The sequence below is a fragment of the Dongia deserti genome (assembly GCF_003574735.1).
Taxonomy (GTDB): domain Bacteria; phylum Pseudomonadota; class Alphaproteobacteria; order Dongiales; family Dongiaceae; genus Dongia_A; species Dongia_A deserti.
Genome location: NZ_QORW01000020.1, coordinates 37,331 through 53,982, shown reverse-complemented (window position 1 = coordinate 53,982; position 16,652 = coordinate 37,331). Strand labels below are relative to the sequence as shown.

Here is a 16,652-nt window from a genome sequence, read left to right as displayed (position 1 = left end):
TCAGCTTTACGGAATCGGCGTTGGTCCCTATAACCCGCATCAAGCTTTGCTCATGAATTTGACGGCGTGCGCACATGTTTGACGTGAAATGGATTCGGGATGACCCCGAGGCTTTTGACCGTGGCCGCGCGCGCCGCAACTTGCCGCCCTTGTCTGCCGAAATCATTGCGCTCGATGCCAAGCGTCGTGCCGCGCAGACCAGCTGGCAGGAGATGCAGGCGCGCCGCAACGAACTCTCCAAGCAGATCGGCCAGCTGAAGTCGAAGGGCCAGGACGCCAGTGCCGTGATGGCGGAGGTCGCGGCCCTCAAGGACAAGATGGCGGAGGCGGAAGCGGCCGAGCAGGCGGCGGCGAAGGAGCTGGAGAGCATCCTCGTCAGCATTCCCAACCTCCCGGCCGATGATGTGCCGGAGGGCTTCGATGAAAAGAGCAACCGCGAGGAGCGCGCGGTCGGCGGGAAGCCGAACTTCGCCTTCACGCCCAAGCAGCATTTCGAGATCGGCGAGTCGCTCGGTCTGATGAGCTTCGACGATGCGGCGAAGCTCTCTGGCGCGCGCTTCGTCGTGCTGAAAGGCGCACTGGCGCGACTGGAGCGCGCGATCGCGCAGTTCATGCTCGATCTGCACACGGGAGAGTTCGGCTACACCGAAGTCTCGCCGCCCTTCCTGGTGCGCGACAGCGCCCTGTTCGGCACCGGCCAGCTGCCGAAATTCGCGGAAGATCAATTCCGCACCGAGCAAGGCCTATGGCTGATCCCCACCTCGGAGGTTCCGCTCACCAACCTGGCGGCCGATGAGATCATCGACGAGACGGCGCTGCCCTGGCGCTTTACCGCGCTGACGCCGTGCTTCCGCTCGGAGGCCGGCGCGGCGGGCAAGGACACGCGCGGCATGATCCGTCAGCACCAGTTCCTGAAGGTGGAGCTGGTCTCCATCGCGCATCCCGATCATTCGGATGAAGAGCATCGCCGCATGACCTCGTGCGCGGAGGAAGTGCTGAAGCGCCTTGGCCTGCCGTACCGGGTCATCACGCTCTGCACCGGCGACATGGGCTTCTCGGCGCAAAAGACCTACGACATCGAGGTATGGCTGCCCGGCCAGAACGCCTATCGCGAGATTTCGAGCTGCTCGAATTGCGGCGAGTTCCAGGCGCGACGCATGAAGGCGCGCTGCCGCAGACCGGGCGAGAAGGGTACGCGCTTCGTCCATACGCTGAATGGCTCGGGCCTTGCGGTTGGGCGTACCTTGGTTGCCATCCTCGAGAACTACCAGCAGCAGGATGGATCGGTCGCCATTCCCGCCGTGCTGCGTCCCTACATGAACGGCCTGGAAAGAATCACAAAAGCAAATGCCTAAGGCACCGCTCAAAAGTCTGTCCGAAGCCCGCATCCTGGTTTCCAACGACGATGGCATCCACGCACCTGGCCTAAAAGTGCTGGAACGCGTCGCGCGCTCGCTCTCGAAGGACGTGTGGGTGATCGCGCCCGAGGCCGAGCAGAGCGGCGCCAGCCATGGCCTGACGCTGCGCCGGCCGCTGCCGGTCCACAAGATCGGGCCACGGCGCTTCGCGGTCGGCGGCACGCCTAGCGACTGCGTGCTGATGGCCGTGAAGCACATCATCATGGATCGCCCACCGGACCTCGTGATCTCCGGCGTCAATCGCGGCGCCAATCTCGGCGAGGATGTGTTCTATTCCGGCACGGTCGCGGCCGCGCGCGAAGCGGCTTTGCTCGGCCTGCCCGCGATCGCCTTCAGCCAGGTGCGCAAGGGCGACACGCTGTACTGGAAGACAGCGGAGAAGTTTGCGCCGGAGATCATCCGCCGGCTCTATAACGGCAGCTGGCCGCAATCCATCCTGGTGAACGTCAACTTTCCGCCCGTTCCGCCGGAGCGGGTCACCGGCATCAAGGTCGCGCCGCAGGGCAGGCGTCTCGAGCATACGCAAGTCAAGATGGCGAAGGATCCATTTGGCCGCGACGTGCTGTGGATCGGTGATTTCCCGACGGACGATCCCAAGGATCCCCATACCGATCTTGGCTCGATCCTGGAGAACATGGTTTCAGTGACTCCGCTCGAATGCGATTCGACTCATGAGGCGACCTTGCCGAAGATCGCGGCGCGCTTCGTGGACATGAAGCCGGTCCGCGCCAAGGCTACACGCAAGCGGGCAGTGGGATGAGCCTGCAAGCGCGCAAGATCCGCCTCATCATGAGCCTGCGGCGCGCGGGCATCACGGATACGCGCGTGCTGGCCGCGCTGGAGCGCATTCCACGCGAGCACTTCGTGCTGCCACATTTCCACGACCAGGCCTATGAGGATCAGGCGCTGCCGATCGCACAGGGGCAGACGATCAGCCAGCCGCAGGTCGTGGCCTTGATGACGGAGGCCCTGCAGGTCGAGAAGAGCCACAAGGTGCTGGAGATCGGCACCGGCTCCGGTTACCAGGCCGCCGTGCTATCGCGGCTGGCGCGGCGCGTCTACACCATCGAACGGTTCGCATCGCTGCTCAAGGAAGCGGAAGCGCGCTTTCATGCGCTGCGCATCCACAACATCACGTCAAAGGTCGCCGACGGCGGCAAGGGCTGGAAGGAGCAGGCGCCGTTCGACCGCATCATCGTGACAGCTGCCGCCGATACCGTGCCGCAGGTCCTGGTGGACCAACTGGCGGAAGGCGGCATCATGGTGGTGCCGGTCGGAGCCGAGCGTGGCGATCAGGTGCTGTTGCGGCTCACCAAGATGCCGAACGGCTTACACCAGGAAGTCCTCTCCGAAGTTCGCTTTGTGCCCCTGGTCGGCGGCGCGCCGCCGGAGGAGGAGGGCCGCGTCGCGCGCGCGGCGCAAAACGGCCGTTCGTGATGGGTGAGCGTCTCCCTCTCCGCGGCGTGTTCGCCGTCGCCCTCGCGGCGGTGATGCTCGCCGGCTGCAATCTCGACACCATGCTCGCCGCGCCACCGGCTCCCGATCCGGCCGTGCCGGCTGACTCGCCCTTCGGCGAGGTCAGGAACGGCCAGTATGTCGTCGCGCCCGGGGATACGGTCGCGATCGTGTCGGAGCGCACCAACACGCCGATCCGCACGCTGATCGATCTCAATCGCCTCAATCCGCCGTATGCCTTGAAGGCGGGCCAGCTGCTCAGCCTGCAGCCGCGCGGAAGCTATGTGGTCCAGAAGGGCGATACCGTTTCCGGCATCGCGGCGCGTCAGGGCGTTTCGGTCAGCGCGCTCGTTCAGCTCAACAAACTGGGCCCGCCTTACACGCTGCAGATCGGGCAGGCGCTCGTGCTGCCGACCAGCGTCGATGCGCCGGGCACAGTCGCGAGCGCACCGCAGCCCGTTGCCTTGCCGGGCGGCCAGCAGCCGAAGCCGTTCGTGCCGCAAGGTGCCGCGGCCGTCCCGACGCAAAGCGGCAACGTCGCTGCGACGCCTCAGCCGGGCGGCATCACATCGGGCGGGTTGCCGCCGTTGCAGGGCGCCGCACAGCCGGCACCGGCACAGGCCACACCGGCGCCGGTGCAGTCAGCCGCGCCGACGCCGAAGCCATTTGAACCTTCAGCACCAACTCAGACCGCGCAGATCGAGCCACCGCCGGCGGCGAAGACTGTTCCGTCTGGCGATCCGCTGCCAACGCTCAGGCCCGACAGCCCGTTCATCTGGCCCGTGGACGGCAAGGTCATCTCCAGGTTCGGGCCGGCCAACGACAATCTGCGCAACGACGGCATCAACATCGCGGCCCCGGTCGGCGCGCCGGTCAAGGCCTCGGCAGCGGGCGTCGTGGCCTATGCTGGCAATGAGCTGCGTGGCTTCGGCAACATGGTGCTGCTGCGTCATGAAGACGGCTGGGTCACCGCTTACGCACACAATTCATCGCTGCTGGTGCAAAAGGGCGAGAAGGTCGGCCAAGGCCAAACCATCGCGCGCGTCGGCAGCAGCGGCAACGTCGACACGCCGCAACTGCACTTCGAACTGCGCCAAGGCACCAAGGCCGTCGACCCGCTGAAGGTGCTGACGCGGTAGCGCGGATACCGCGGCCTATCAAACAACACCACCTCACCGGCCTCTGCGCCGGGGGGCATCCTTCAACCGCTCATGCGCCGGATACATAGACCCCGGATCATGTCGCTTTGCGGCTGTCCGGGGTGACGGAATGGGCGCTGAAGGGACTTTACCCCTGCCGGTCCTTGTATTCCGTGTAGATAAGAATCTTGTTCACCGTCTCGCCGTCGTCGGACAGCGGTAGAAAGACCGTTCCGGCTTCCAGCCAGTCGCGCTCCGGATCCATGGTGCGGTCGGCGTCATAGAGCACGCACTTCTTCTCGACCACGAGCCGGTAGTTCTCCAGCACGTCGTCGAGCGAACGGCCGTCCCAGCCGTCGAACACGCTCTTGCCGGTGGGATTATGCCCGCGCGCTTCCGCCTCGCGCGTGCCGACCAGACGATAGGTGAGGCTATAAGGTTCATATCCGACATCGACCATGACAATGCCGGGTAGAAAGCTCGGCAGGTCCATCGGATCGATATCGGCCCGCCGCGGCATCAAACGGTCGCCGCGCCTGCCGTTCCAATAGTTATAAATCTCGCGAATACGCGGGTGACAGAAGTCGAGAAATTCGAGTGTGGTCCAGCGCGGATAGCGACGGCTCATGGGGTACGCAGGCTCCAATATCGAAGCGTGAAAGCTCCAACACTAGAGTCGAGCAGGCGAGTCGGGCAAACCCGAGGTCTTTAGCAGTCCTGCCAGACCGGCTTCCGCTTCTGCAGGAAAGCATCGATGCCTTCCGCCGCGTCGAGCGCCTGCATGTTCTCGGTCATCACATGCGCGGCATAGTCATAAGCGTGCTTCAAATCCATATCGAGCTGTCGATAGAACGCACCCTTGCCGATCTTCAGCGTCTGGATCGATTTGCCTGCGATCTTGTGCGCCAGAGCCATTGTCGTATTGGTCAGCTCGCTCGCGGGCACCGCGCGGTTGATGAGGCCGATGCGTTCCGCTTCCTTGGCGCCGATCATGTCGCCCGTCAGCAGCATTTCCATCGCATGCTTGGACGAGACCGCGCGGCTCAACGCCACCATCGGCGTCGAGCAGAACAGGCCGATATTGACGCCGGGCGTCGCAAAGCGCGCGTCCTCCGCTGCGATTGCAATGTCTGCCGTCGCAACCAGCTGGCACCCCGCTGCCGTCGCGATACCTTGCACCTCCGCGATCACGGGCCGTTGGAAATCCGCGATGGCGAGCATCAGACGGCCGACTAGGCTGAAGACCTTGCCATGAAAATCGATATCCGGATTGGCGCGCAGCTCCTTCAGATCGTGCCCGGCGCAGAAGCAGGGGCCGGCACCGGCGAGGATCACGACGCGCACCTTGTCGTCGTGGGCCATCGATTCGAACTGAGTCATCAGTTGGCGGATCATCTCCAGCGAGAGGGCATTGCGTGCCTCGGCCCGGTTCATCGTCAATCGTACGATGCCGTGCTCCAACTCGTCCCGCAGGATCAAATCGGTCTCGGGGCAAACCCTAGGCTGGTCGCTGTCGGCGAATGATGTCAGGGCAATATCCATGGCGCTTCTCCCGGTGTTCAGACTTGCGCGGCGATGAACAAATAGTCCCCGCCGACGTCTTCATATTCGGCCGTGGTATCCTCGAACTTTCCTCGCGCCAGATCGCGGCGCAGACGCTCGAGCCCTTCGCCCAACTCGTCCGGGTCGGCCAGATTGGCGAAGGCGGAGATGTTTGCCCGCACCCGCTGGTCAAGATAGAGATGGGCTTGGTGCTTGCCGCTGTAAAGGAGCATGTCGACCGGTTGTTCCGGCATCCAATGGAGTTTCTGTGTCCACGTGCGGAAGCCGGCTCGCCGCAGCGAAATCTCGATCGTATGCCAGTCCGGCATCGTGTCCGCCACGTCCGCCATCATCGCGGGGAAATAGGCGCTGAGCCAGTAACGTTTGATCTGCTCCGGCAGCGCGGTGAAAATTACGAGGCGCCCGCGATCGAGCACGCGTGCTGCTTCAGCGAAGGATGCTTCCAGGTCATCGAAATGGTGGATCGCGAGGGTGCAGATCGCGCCGTCGAAGGTGCGATTGGGGAAGGGCAGATTGGCAGCGTCCGCGCCGATCAGCAGCAAACCGGGCGCCTTCGTGCGTGCGGTGCGGAGCATCAGGCCCGAGCGATCGAGGCCCAGCATGGCGTAGCCGCGCGCGCCCAGCGCAGTCGTGTAATTGCCGGTGCCGCAGCCGATATCGAGCACGTCAGCTCCTTGCTGGAGGTCCAGCAACTCGGTCAGCGCATCAAGGATGGCCGGCTCGGCATGCCGCGTCGCGTCATAAGTGGCGCCAATCTTGTCATACAGAGGTTGGATGGCGAGGCTGCTCATGGTGGTCATCGGTGAACCAGATCAAGTAAGGCGCGCGTAAGCGGCGCGGTTGAATCGGACAGCGAATGGGTGATCGAGAAATGATGCAGGCCCGGCAACTCCATCAGCCGGACGTCGGCACCGGTGGCGGACAGCTTGGCGGCGAAGCGCCGCGATTGCTCGATCCAAAGCGGCGGCTCGGCGTTGCCGACCGCAACGATCGCCGGCACCCGGCAACGGAGCGGCAGGAATTGCGGGCTCAGCGTCACGACGTCCTCGGCGGACAGCCGCACATCCTCGTTCACCTGGATGCGCGGGATGGGCCGCAGGTCATAAATGCCGGTGACCAGGATCGCGCCTGCGATTGGTGCGCGGGGCAGGCCGTGGCGCGTCCAATCTTCCATCATCAACATGGCGGCCAAGTGCGCGCCGGCCGAGTTGCCGGCGATGTAGATGCGGTCGGGATCGGCGTTCAGCCGCCGTGCCTGCTGCCGCGTCCAAAGCAGGGCCTGCTTGGCCTGGGTAACCACCGTCAGCAATGAGACGACCGGGCAGAGGTCGTAGCCGGGCAGAACCACCGCCGCGCCCCCTTCGACCAGCGGTCCGGCCACGTGGCCGACATGATCCTTGGACAAGGTGCGCCAGAAGCCGCCATGGAAGAACAGAACGATGGGGCCGCCCGGGCGGGTCGCCGGAAACAGGTCTGCGACCTGCCGCGGCCCGGCGCCATAACGCTCGTCTGGGATGAGGGAGATACGGCCCTTGAGTTCGTCCGAAAGCCCCAGGTCCTTGGCCAGCCAATGCTCGTGATCCGGCACCGCGATCCGCGGCATCATCTGCCGGGACAGGTCCTGGTCGCTGTATAGGTCGTAGTCAGGGTCGGGCGACATGGTCGTCCATTTCGACCCATCATTCCCAAACCCCGTAGAAAAGTCGAGAAGAGCGAGGTCGAGTTGTGTGGTATCATGATACCAAAATAATAAGTTATTGATTTTTATGGATTTAGCGCCATTGACGTGCTCAATCTGCTCCACTATACGATCCGCCGGCTGCCGGCAGGGCTTTGCTCCCGGGCCGGCCAACAGGAGCAGATGAAATGAAGACCTATTCCGCCAAGCCGAGCGAGGTGGTCAAGAAGTGGGTCCTGATCGACGCCGACGGCGTCGTGCTGGGCCGCCTTGCCTCGATCGTGGCGAACCGCCTGCGCGGCAAGCACAAGCCGACCTACACACCGCATGTCGATTGTGGCGACAACGTCGTTATCATCAATGCGGCCAAGGTGAAGGTCACGGGCAACAAGCTCAACGACAAAGTTTTTCACTGGCACACCGGCCATCCCGGAGGCATCAAGGAAGTCACCATGGGCAAGATCCTGGGTGGCCGTTTCCCGGAGCGCGCGATCGTGAAGGCGGTGCAGCGCATGGTGCCCCGCGGTCCCCTCGGCCGCCAGCAGATGAAGAACCTGCGCGTATTCGCCGGTGCCGATCATCCGCATGCCGCCCAGCAGCCCGAGACGCTGGATGTCGGAGCCATGAACCCGAAGAACAAGCGGAGCGCGTAACATGAGCAACGAAACCAGCCGCGTCACGGACCTGAAGGACCTCAGGGATCTCGGCACCGTCGCCCGCGGTACGCAGCAGCCGGCCGCCGCGCCCAGGTACGAGCGCAAGGTCGACGCCCAGGGCCGCTCCTACGCGACCGGCAAGCGCAAGGACGCCATCGCCCGCGTCTGGATCAAGCCCGGCAGCGGCAAGATCACCGTCAACGGCCGCGACAGCACGGTCTATTTCGCCCGGCCGGTGCTGCGCATGATGATCAACCAGCCCTTTGGCGTCGTGAACCGCACGGGCCAGTTCGACGTCGTCTGCACCGTGCTCGGCGGCGGCCTCTCCGGCCAGGCCGGCGCGGTCCGCCACGGCATCAGCCGTGCCTTGACCCTGTTCGAGCCGGATCTTCGCCCCGCGCTGAAGCAGGGTGGGTTCCTGACCCGCGACCCGCGCACTGTCGAGCGCAAGAAGTATGGCCGCCGGAAGGCGCGCCGGAGCTTCCAGTTCTCGAAACGCTAAGCGCTCCAGAACGAGCAACCAGCGAAGGCCGGGCATTGTCCCGGCCTTTGTCTTTTCAGGCGGCTTGCGGCACTGTTGCGGCATGGAACAGGCGCAGCGCATCTGGATCAGCGACGCCGATTGCCGGCTTGAGGATTTCCGCCGTCTGGTGGAGCGTCACGCGCGGCTCGCCGACTATCCCATGGCCAATGCCGTTCACTCGAACGTGCTGACCTACGAAGGCACTGACATCCGCCGCGCCGCCGCCGAGCCGGAGAGCCGTAAGGCGCTGATGGGGGAGTGGGCGCGGGCGCTGATGGACGGTCCCGGCATCCTGCTGTTCCGAGACGCCTTTCCCGATCCCGCAGTGGTCGATGCGGCGAGCGATCGGTTCTTCACCATGATCGCGGAGCAGCGTGCCAGCAGAGACAACGCCGGTGATCACTTCGCCAAACCCGGTGCCAACGACCGGATCTGGAACGCGCTCGAGAAATTGTGCTTGCGCGATCCGCACCTGTTCGCGCGCTACTACGGCAATATGCCGATCGCGCTGGCGAGCGAGGCCTGGCTCGGACCTGGCTATCAGATCACGTCGCAGATCAACGTCGTCAATCCGGGCGGCGAGGCGCAGCAGCCGCACCGCGATTACCACATGGGATTCCAGACGGCAGACGTGCTGGCGCAGTTCCCGATGCATGCGCATCGCCTGTCGCCGGTCCTGACGTTGCAGGGTGCGGTCGCCCATTGCGACATGCCGGTGGAGACTGGGCCGACGCTCTATCTGCCGTATTCGCAGACCTACGAGCTCGGCTATCTCGCCTGGCGGAGGCCGGAGTTCATCGAGTATTTCAGGCGCCACCGCATCCAGCTGCCGCTGCACAAGGGCGACGCGGTGTTCTTCAATCCTGCCTTGTTCCACGCGGCCGGCAGCAACCGCACCACGGACGTCAAACGCATTGCGAACCTGCTGCAGGTGTCGTCCGCCTACGGTCGTGCCATGGAAAGCGTGGACCGCACGCGCATGAGTCAGGCGCTCTATCCCGCTCTGCTGGCGACGCGCGACGATGGCGAGCTCAGCCCCGAAGAGTGCGCGAACGCCGTGGCCGCTTGCGCTGAAGGCTACTCCTTCCCAACCAACCTGGATCGCGACCCGCCGCTCTACGGCCTCGCGCCTGAAACGCAGGCTCAGCTCATGCTGAGGGCGCTGGCGGAGGAGTGGTCGTCTAACGCCTTTAACGAGGCGCTGGAGGAGCAGGCCTGGCGGCGCTTGGCTTGACGCGCGGCGACGTCAAACTGGCGAGACGCCGAACAGATCAGCGTGGAAGTAGAAGACAACTGCATAGACCAGCAGGCCCACGACGGCGCCCACCAAGTCGAGCTTGAGGCTGCCTTGGCCGCTGCCCAGGCGTTTGCCGCGATATTCGGCCGAGAGGATCGCGAACACTGCCCACAAGGCGAAGGAACCGAACAGGATGTTCGATGCCAGGTCGCCGTTCGCCAATAAGTGGAAGACGGCCCAGATCAGAATTCCGGCCAGCATCGGGTGCCGTACCACGCGGCGGATGCGCCCGGGGATGTTGGCGACTGCGACCAGCACGAAGGCGACCGCCATGGCGGCCGGCAGAAAAATGCGGCCCGTCTGCGAGGGCTCGAAGATTTGCTGCTGTGGCGCCTGGCCGTAGCCGGCGCCGGTCAGGATAAGTCCCGCGACCGATACAACCGAAAACAGGATCTTGTAACCCTTTTCGCCCAACCCTGCGATCAGCACGCCCCGCAGGCCGGCGAAGGTCGGCAGGACGTGGATACCGATGAAGAGAATGAGCCCCCCGATCAGTAGCGCCACGAAATCCCCTTTCCAATGGCAGAATCCGGACTTGATTTCGACCCAGAGTAGGGCGGGCGGCCAGGCTTGCCAATCGGCCCTGCCACAATGATTTCTGTTGTCGGGGGGCCTCGCTTTCGATAGCACTCCCCCGGAACGGGCACACCCTGTCGAGGTCGGAAAATGGCGAGCAACAAGCTTCGGGTCGCGATCCTGGGCGCCAGCGGATACACGGGCGCCGAGCTGGTGCGCCTGCTGTCGCGCCATCCGCAGGTCGACATCGTTGCGCTGACCGCAGACCGGCAGGCGGGCAAACCCGCCGCCGACGTCTTTCCGCAGCTTCAGCTGTTGGATCTGCCGACGTTGAGCAAGATCGATGATGTCGAGTGGGACGGCGTCGATTTCGTGTTTTGCGGCCTGCCGCACGGCCTGACGCAGGAGGTCATTGCCAAGCTGCCGCGGCATCTCAAGATCGTCGACCTGTCCGCCGATTTCCGGCTCTCGGATATCGCCTCCTACGCCACCTGGTACGGGCACGAGCATCACGCGCCTGACTTGCAGAAGGAAGCGGTCTACGGCTTGACCGAGATCAAGCGGGATGCGGTGCGCAAGGCGCGCCTGGTCGCCAATCCCGGCTGCTATCCGACTGCCGCGCAATTGCCCCTGATCCCGCTGCTCGAGAAGAAGCTGGTCGAGGTCGACGACATCATCATCGATGCGAAGTCGGGCGTGACCGGTGCCGGACGCGACGTGAAGCTGGGCAGCCTCTACTCGGAAGTGACCGAGGGCACCCATGCCTACGGTGTTGCCAACCATCGCCATGCGCCGGAGATCGAGCAGGGGCTGTCGGAAGCCGCCGGCAAGCCGATCATCGTCAACTTCACGCCGCACTTGATGCCGATGAGCCGTGGCATTCTCGCCAGCATTTATGTAAAGATGGCGCCCGGCGTCACGGCCGATCATTTGCGCGCCGCCTTGTCGGAGCGTTATCGCGACGAGTATTTCCTGCGCGTCCTGCCCAACGGCGCGGTCCCTGCGACGCGCCACGTCCGCGGCAGCAACTTTGTCCTCATGTCGGTCCATGCCGATCGCGTGCCGAACCGCGCCATCCTGATGTCGGTGGAGGACAACCTAGTGAAGGGCGCGTCCGGTCAGGCGGTGCAGAACATGAACGTGATGGCCGGATTCCCGGAAGAAACGGCGCTCGAGCAATTGCCCCTGTTCCCATAGGAGCATCGCATGGCCGGCCTCATCCGCACGCACCATGGCGTGACACCCACCGTCGCCGCCAGTGCCTTCATCGCCGAGACGGCTGTCGTGATCGGTGACGTCGTGATCGGGGAGCAGGCCTCGATCTGGTATGGCTGCGTGTTGCGCGGCGACGACAATACGATCCGGGTCGGCGCACGCACCAACATCCAGGATGGCACGATCGTCCACATCAATCATGAACGCGAAGGCGCGGCCGGCACGAAGACATTCATCGGATCGGATGTCACGATCGGTCACATGGCACTGATCCACGCCTGCACGCTGGAAGACGGGTGCTTCATCGGCATGAGAGCCTGCGTCATGGATGGTGTGGTCGTGGAATCGGGCGCCATGGTCGCGGCCGGCGCGCTGGTGACACCGGGCAAGCGCGTGAAGCGCGGCGAGCTGTGGGCGGGCAGTCCGGCCAAGCTCATGCGGACGCTGACCGACGCGGAACTGAAATATTTCGGCTACACGGCGCAGCACTACGCCGAGCTAGCCGCAAGTTATCTGAACCCCTGATCAGTCGGGTCTGTCGTCGAGACGATCTCGGTCGTGAATTTGCGTGCCAGCACCTCCACCATGTGCTCGGGATCGGTAGCGGAGAAGACGAAGGCCTGTGGACCGCCAATGACCTCGCGCTTGAAATAGTCGTAGATGGTCCGGTCACGGCCCAGCGCGATGCCATTGATCGTCACGCCCTGGGCGATCGCGCGGTCACGCGCCAACCAGGCGTGTTCACCCACGTTATCGACGCCGTTGCTGACGATGTTGATAATGCGGTGGTTGGTGTCGAAGGGGGCGGCCTGCAACATCTCGCGGCCATAATCGATGGCGCCTGAGACATCGGTGAGCGCGCCGAGCCTGACCACGATGTCGGAGGCCCGAATGGCGCGCAACTGCTCGGCGACTTCTTCCGAGACCGCCAGAGCTTCCTCCGGTGAGCTGATCAGGCGCCAGGCGGCGAGCACAGGATAGTTGCCGTCGGCCCACACGAACAAAGCAAAGCCGATGCGGCCATGGGTTCCATACTTGATCGCGGCGATGATCTGCGGCGAGCGGATCGCCATTGCGATGCCGTCCATCTGCAGCCGCGCGTCAGGGGCCTCGATCGAGCCGGAGAGGTCGAGGCCCGTGACAATATTGGCATCCGTCCTAACGCTGTCCGCGAGGCCGATGCGGCCAACGAATAGGGCGCAGCCCAAAAAAACGAGTGTAAGCAGACGGCGCACGAAGCATAGCTTTCGCCCCGCCGCGGGAGGGCGTCAAGCCGAATATTCGTTTGAGCTTACAACCGGTCCGGCCGTTCGGCCGGTTGAACGTGAAGCGCGATCTCCGATACGAACTTCATCGCGAACACCTGGACCAGCGTCTCGGCGTTATCGGCCGGCAGCACAAAGGCTGTCCTTCCGCCGATCACCCGATTGCGATAGTAGTTGAGCACCGCAGGATCGCCGCCGACCACGACGCCATTGATGGTGGCGCCACGCGCCAGCAGGTCAGCCCGGGCGCGTTGCGGATCTTCACCGACGTTGTCCTCACCATTCCCGATGATATTGACGACCGCGCGCTTGGCGCGATAGGGCGCCTGCGCGAGCATGTCGGACGCATGGTCCATCGCACCCGACAGATTCGTCAGTGTGCCGACCGAGCGCGTGGCTGACGATAGCAGGGCGTCAAGCCGAGACGAGATCTCCTGAGAGGTTGCTTCCGCGTCCTCTTGCGAGCCGATGGTCCGCCATGAGACCAGCTCGGGATAGTCACCGTCGGCCCAAACGAACACCGCGAAGCCGATCCGGCCGTGCTGTCCGTGCTGGATCGCGGCGAGAATCGCCGGCGAGCGGATGGCCTGGGCCATGCCGTCTATTTGCAGCATTGTTTCTTGGGCATTGATAGAACTCGAGACATCGAGGCCGGTGATAATGTTGGCGTCGGTGCTCAGTTCTTCGGCAGCGGCTGCGTGCAAGCAGCTCAGCGCGCCGCAGAAAAGGGTAAGGAACGCGAGTCGTACACAGCGAAGCATGTCAACCTCCAGTCGCCGACTAACGGCGACCGCCGAATCGTTGCATCACCTCCCTTTGAGCAAAGCTTATGCCAAACAGCCTTAAGGAGCCGTTAAGCGGGCGCCGGTCGCCAGCAAGAGCCCCGGCGAGGACAAAACGGAGTAAGTGCTAAGTAGTTCCCGCGCTATGCGCTTCGGACGTCGCGCAGGAAGTCGCTGACTTTGCTTTGAACCTGAGCTGACCGATCGGCCAATTTGGCAACCGCACCGAGCATGGCCTTGGCGGCGCCGCCTGTTTCGGTGGCTGCCTCGGAGACATGCCCTATGCTGGTACTCACCGACCGAGTACCGCTCGACGCGCCTTCGACGTTGCGCGCGATCTCGCGGGTGGCCGAGTCCTGTTGCTCGATCGCGGCGGCGATGGCGGCAGCAATCTGGTTGATCTCGCCGACGATGCCGGAGATGCCTTGGATCGCGGTGACCGCGGTCTTGGTCTCGCCCTGGATCGCAGCGATCTGTTGCGCGATTTCCTCGGTCGCATGGGCGGTCTGGTTGGCGAGGTTCTTCACTTCGCTGGCGACCACTGCAAATCCTTTGCCGGCTTCGCCAGCGCGGGCGGCCTCGATCGTCGCATTGAGTGCCAGCAGGTTGGTCTGCTCGGCGATGTCGGTGATCAGCTTGACCACATCGCCAACCTTCTGTGCGGCATCTGCCAGGCCCTGGATCTGCTTGTCGGTTTCGCTCGCGCGCGCCGCTGCACGGGCCGCGATCTCCGACGAGCGCTCGGTCTGGCGTCCGATCTCGCCCACGGACGCGACCAGTTCCTCGGTCGCGCCGGCAACAGAGTTGACGTTGCTGCCCGCCGACTGCGAGGCGGTGTTGGCGGCCTTCGCCTCGGCTTCGGTCTGGCGCGCTGCTTCCGCCATGCTCTCGGCCGACCGGCGCAGCTCGCTCATGACGTCCTCGAACCCCTTGAGCAAATCTGTGATCGTCTGGTCAAAGCTGTGGCATATGGCCTCCATCCGGTCGCCACGCTTGGCGCGCGCCTCGGCCGCGGCCTGCTCCTGTTCCGCCAGGCGATCGGCGTGGCTGAGGCTTTCTTTGAAGGAGGAGAGCGCGGCATACATCTGGCCGATCTCGTCCGAGCGGTTCATCGCCGGTATGTCGATCGCACGCTCGCCGCCGGCCATGCGCCCCATGATGCTGGTGACCAGGGCGACTGGGCGCGAGACGGAGCGGGAAACTACGAGGTTGAAGGCGATCAGTCCGATGACGGCAACCAGGATGACGCCAATCATGGCCATCATCAGTGTCTGCTTGAGATCGGCGGTCTCCGCGGCCGTGGCTTCACTGACGGCCTCGAGCTTGTTGCTGAGGTCCGCCATCCGCTGCGTGAGTTCCTTGGACAGGCCCAGGAATGGCTCGAGCCCCTGGTTCGCCTTGTAATTGTCGGCGAACGCCATCTCGACCAGCGAGCTCACCTGGTCGGTGAAGGATCGCATGGCGGCGTGCGCCTCCATCACCTCTCTGCCCAAATCCTCGGGCAGCATTTCAGGCGGTTGTTGAACCAAATTCGGCACCAGCGCGCCGACATCGGCCTTGGCCCCTTCGACAATGGCCGGCCCTTCGTTGCGGTTCATGCGCCCGATGCGGATGGCGCGCTCCACCACATTGACCAGCTTGGCGCGGCCGAGGTCGGCGGCCATGTGCTGCTTCAGCAGCGATCCCACGGCGACCTGGGTCGAGATGGCGCCATTGATTCGCTCCATGCCGAAAAGACCGACCGCGCCCACCAGCATGGTTGCCAGCACGGCGCCACCGGCCGACACCATCATCTTTCCCCAAATGTTCATGGCACCCGCCACCTTTAATCGAGGCTGTTGGCGCCTAAGGCTAAGGCGGAGCGGTAAAGAGACTACTAAGAGCCGTACAGCAAACGCCCGTTTCCCTGATGTGCCGGCTATTTATGGTGCCAGGGCTTGGGACAGGTCTGCCAGCAGGTCCTCAGCCTTTTCGATACCGGTGGACAGGCGCAGCAGGTCACCCGGAACCGGCGTGCCCGCACCTTCGATCGAAGCGCGATGCTCGATCAGGCTTTCCACTCCGCCGAGCGAGGTGGCCCGCTTCCACAGCTGCACCCGGGCGGCGCACCGGATCGCTGCCGCTTCGCCGCCTTTGACGCGGATGGAGAGCATGCCGCCGAAGCCGCCCTGCATCTGGCGCGTCGCAAGCTCGTGCTGCGGGTGGCTGGGAAGGCCGGGATAGAGCACCTGTGCCACACCGGGATGGCGCTCCAGCTGTTCCGCCAGGTAGAGCGCGTTGGTAGAGGCTTGTTTCACGCGCAGCGGCAGTGTGCGCATGCCGCGCAGCAACAGCCAGGCCTCGAAACTGCCCAGCACGGCACCGCAACTCGTGCGCACGCCGCAGATGCGCTGCCAGAATTCATCCTGCCGCGCGGTCGTGAGAGAGCCGGCCAGCACGTCGGAATGGCCGTTCAGGTATTTGGTGGCGGCGTGCATGACGAGATCGGCGCCGAGCGCGATCGGCTGCGTCAGGATCGGCGTCGCGCAGGTCGAATCCACCGCCAGGCGAGCGCCGGCGCCATGGGCGATCTCCGCCAGCGCCTTCAGATCGAACACCTGCCACATGGGGTTGGACGGCGTCTCCGCCCAGATGATCTTGGTCTTGCCCGGCCGCATGGCTGTGCGCACGGCATCGAGGCTGGCCATGTCCACGAGATCGACCCTCAGGCCCCAATCGGTCGCGGGCCCGAGCAGCCATTTGCGCAGGCCCCAATACATGACTTGCGGCACCACGACGTGATCGCCGGGCCGGAGCGCCAGGAAGGATGCGGTCGCTGCCGCCATGCCGGCGGAGAACAGCAGGGTCGCAGCACCGCCTTCCAGCCGCGTCAGCAGCTCCTCCACCTGGTCCCAGGTCGGATTGTCCTCGCGAATATAGGAGCGGCCGGACCTGTATTCGTTGTCCTCGTCACGCAGATAGGTGGTCGCCACGTGAACCGGCTGGACGATTGCCTTGGTCGTCGGCTCGATCCAGCCCATCGCCTGCGCGCAGAGGGTTTCGAGGGAGAGAGAATTGGTGGTCATGGGCCAGCTCGCAATAGGGGGTGAAGTGAGCGCCCAAGCTAGCCGATACGATGTCAAACAAAAAGATCGCCCGCCCGAGG

General features: G+C 64.2%; 18 protein-coding genes. 9 read left to right on the top strand and 9 right to left on the bottom strand.

What is annotated here, in order from left to right:
• Positions 1–74: 74 nt before the first annotated feature.
• Genes serS through DTX69_RS24570 form a run of 4 tightly spaced genes read left to right on the top strand, consistent with a single transcriptional unit; the run spans position 75 to position 4,012 of the window.
• Positions 75–1,355 (top strand): serine--tRNA ligase, encoded by a 1,281-nt coding sequence (gene serS / locus DTX69_RS24585; RefSeq protein ID WP_119304230.1) that lies wholly within the window; start codon positions 75–77, stop codon positions 1,353–1,355.
• The gene (surE, locus tag DTX69_RS24580) at positions 1,348–2,178 is read left to right on the top strand and encodes a 5'/3'-nucleotidase SurE (RefSeq protein WP_119304229.1); all 831 of its coding nucleotides are present in this window, start codon (positions 1,348–1,350) and stop codon (positions 2,176–2,178) included. Before serS ends, surE begins: the two co-directional genes overlap by 8 nt.
• Positions 2,175–2,855, top strand: a complete 681-nt coding sequence (locus DTX69_RS24575; protein WP_119304228.1) for a protein-L-isoaspartate(D-aspartate) O-methyltransferase — start codon at positions 2,175–2,177, stop codon at positions 2,853–2,855. The genes surE and DTX69_RS24575 overlap by 4 nt, the downstream gene beginning before the upstream one ends.
• The gene (locus tag DTX69_RS24570; protein WP_119304227.1) at positions 2,855–4,012 is read left to right on the top strand and encodes a peptidoglycan DD-metalloendopeptidase family protein; all 1,158 of its coding nucleotides are present in this window, start codon (positions 2,855–2,857) and stop codon (positions 4,010–4,012) included. Before DTX69_RS24575 ends, DTX69_RS24570 begins: the two co-directional genes overlap by 1 nt.
• Before the next feature lie 148 nt (positions 4,013–4,160).
• On the opposite strand, the gene DTX69_RS24565 is transcribed toward DTX69_RS24570, so the two are convergent.
• The 4 genes from DTX69_RS24565 to DTX69_RS24550 form a co-directional block, all read right to left on the bottom strand.
• Positions 4,161–4,640, bottom strand: a complete 480-nt coding sequence (locus tag DTX69_RS24565) for a PAS domain-containing protein (RefSeq protein WP_119304226.1) — start codon at positions 4,638–4,640, stop codon at positions 4,161–4,163.
• 80 nt (positions 4,641–4,720) lie between these two features.
• A complete protein-coding gene (locus tag DTX69_RS24560; RefSeq protein ID WP_119304225.1) occupies positions 4,721–5,554 on the bottom strand; it encodes an enoyl-CoA hydratase in 834 nt (277 codons plus the stop codon).
• Positions 5,555–5,571: 17 nt separating this feature from the next.
• Positions 5,572–6,366, bottom strand: coding sequence for a class I SAM-dependent methyltransferase (locus DTX69_RS24555; RefSeq protein WP_162917529.1), 795 nt, complete (start codon positions 6,364–6,366; stop codon positions 5,572–5,574).
• Positions 6,367–6,371: 5 nt separating this feature from the next.
• Entirely contained in the window at positions 6,372–7,379 is a 1,008-nt protein-coding gene (locus tag DTX69_RS24550; protein ID WP_162917528.1) for an alpha/beta hydrolase, read from the bottom strand.
• 62 nt (positions 7,380–7,441) lie between these two features.
• On the opposite strand from DTX69_RS24550, the gene rplM reads away from it, so the two are divergent.
• The 3 genes from rplM (at position 7,442) to DTX69_RS24535 (ending at position 9,666) form a co-directional block, all read left to right on the top strand.
• Positions 7,442–7,906, top strand: a complete 465-nt coding sequence (gene rplM, locus DTX69_RS24545; RefSeq protein WP_119304222.1) for a 50S ribosomal protein L13 — start codon at positions 7,442–7,444, stop codon at positions 7,904–7,906.
• A 1-nt stretch (position 7,907) separates the two neighbouring features.
• On the top strand, positions 7,908–8,411 hold the full coding sequence (gene rpsI / locus DTX69_RS24540; protein WP_119304221.1) for a 30S ribosomal protein S9: 504 nt from the start codon (positions 7,908–7,910) through the stop codon (positions 8,409–8,411).
• 82 nt (positions 8,412–8,493) lie between these two features.
• Complete coding sequence (locus tag DTX69_RS24535; protein WP_119304220.1) at positions 8,494–9,666, top strand: phytanoyl-CoA dioxygenase family protein; 1,173 nt, start codon at positions 8,494–8,496, stop codon at positions 9,664–9,666.
• Positions 9,667–9,678: 12 nt separating this feature from the next.
• On the opposite strand, the gene DTX69_RS24530 is transcribed toward DTX69_RS24535, so the two are convergent.
• Positions 9,679–10,233: an NnrU family protein gene (locus DTX69_RS24530; RefSeq protein WP_162917527.1), complete on the bottom strand. Its 555-nt coding sequence runs from the start codon at positions 10,231–10,233 to the stop codon at positions 9,679–9,681.
• Positions 10,234–10,395: 162 nt separating this feature from the next.
• On the opposite strand from DTX69_RS24530, the gene argC reads away from it, so the two are divergent.
• The gene (argC, locus tag DTX69_RS24525; protein ID WP_119304218.1) at positions 10,396–11,442 is read left to right on the top strand and encodes an N-acetyl-gamma-glutamyl-phosphate reductase; all 1,047 of its coding nucleotides are present in this window, start codon (positions 10,396–10,398) and stop codon (positions 11,440–11,442) included.
• 9 nt (positions 11,443–11,451) lie between these two features.
• Positions 11,452–11,985, top strand: coding sequence for a gamma carbonic anhydrase family protein (locus tag DTX69_RS24520; protein ID WP_119304217.1), 534 nt, complete (start codon positions 11,452–11,454; stop codon positions 11,983–11,985).
• On the opposite strand, the gene DTX69_RS24515 is transcribed toward DTX69_RS24520, so the two are convergent.
• The 4 genes from DTX69_RS24515 to DTX69_RS24500 form a co-directional block, all read right to left on the bottom strand.
• Positions 11,970–12,695, bottom strand: a complete 726-nt coding sequence (locus DTX69_RS24515; RefSeq protein WP_119304216.1) for a DUF1194 domain-containing protein — start codon at positions 12,693–12,695, stop codon at positions 11,970–11,972. The two genes, DTX69_RS24520 and DTX69_RS24515, sit on opposite strands and share 16 nt — an antisense overlap.
• 56 nt (positions 12,696–12,751) lie before the next feature.
• Positions 12,752–13,486: a DUF1194 domain-containing protein gene (locus tag DTX69_RS24510; protein WP_119304215.1), complete on the bottom strand. Its 735-nt coding sequence runs from the start codon at positions 13,484–13,486 to the stop codon at positions 12,752–12,754.
• Between the two features lie 164 nt (positions 13,487–13,650).
• Positions 13,651–15,318, bottom strand: coding sequence for a methyl-accepting chemotaxis protein (locus tag DTX69_RS24505; RefSeq protein ID WP_119304214.1), 1,668 nt, complete (start codon positions 15,316–15,318; stop codon positions 13,651–13,653).
• Positions 15,319–15,429: 111 nt separating this feature from the next.
• Complete coding sequence (locus DTX69_RS24500) at positions 15,430–16,572, bottom strand: trans-sulfuration enzyme family protein (RefSeq protein ID WP_119304213.1); 1,143 nt, start codon at positions 16,570–16,572, stop codon at positions 15,430–15,432.
• Positions 16,573–16,652 lie beyond the last annotated feature (80 nt).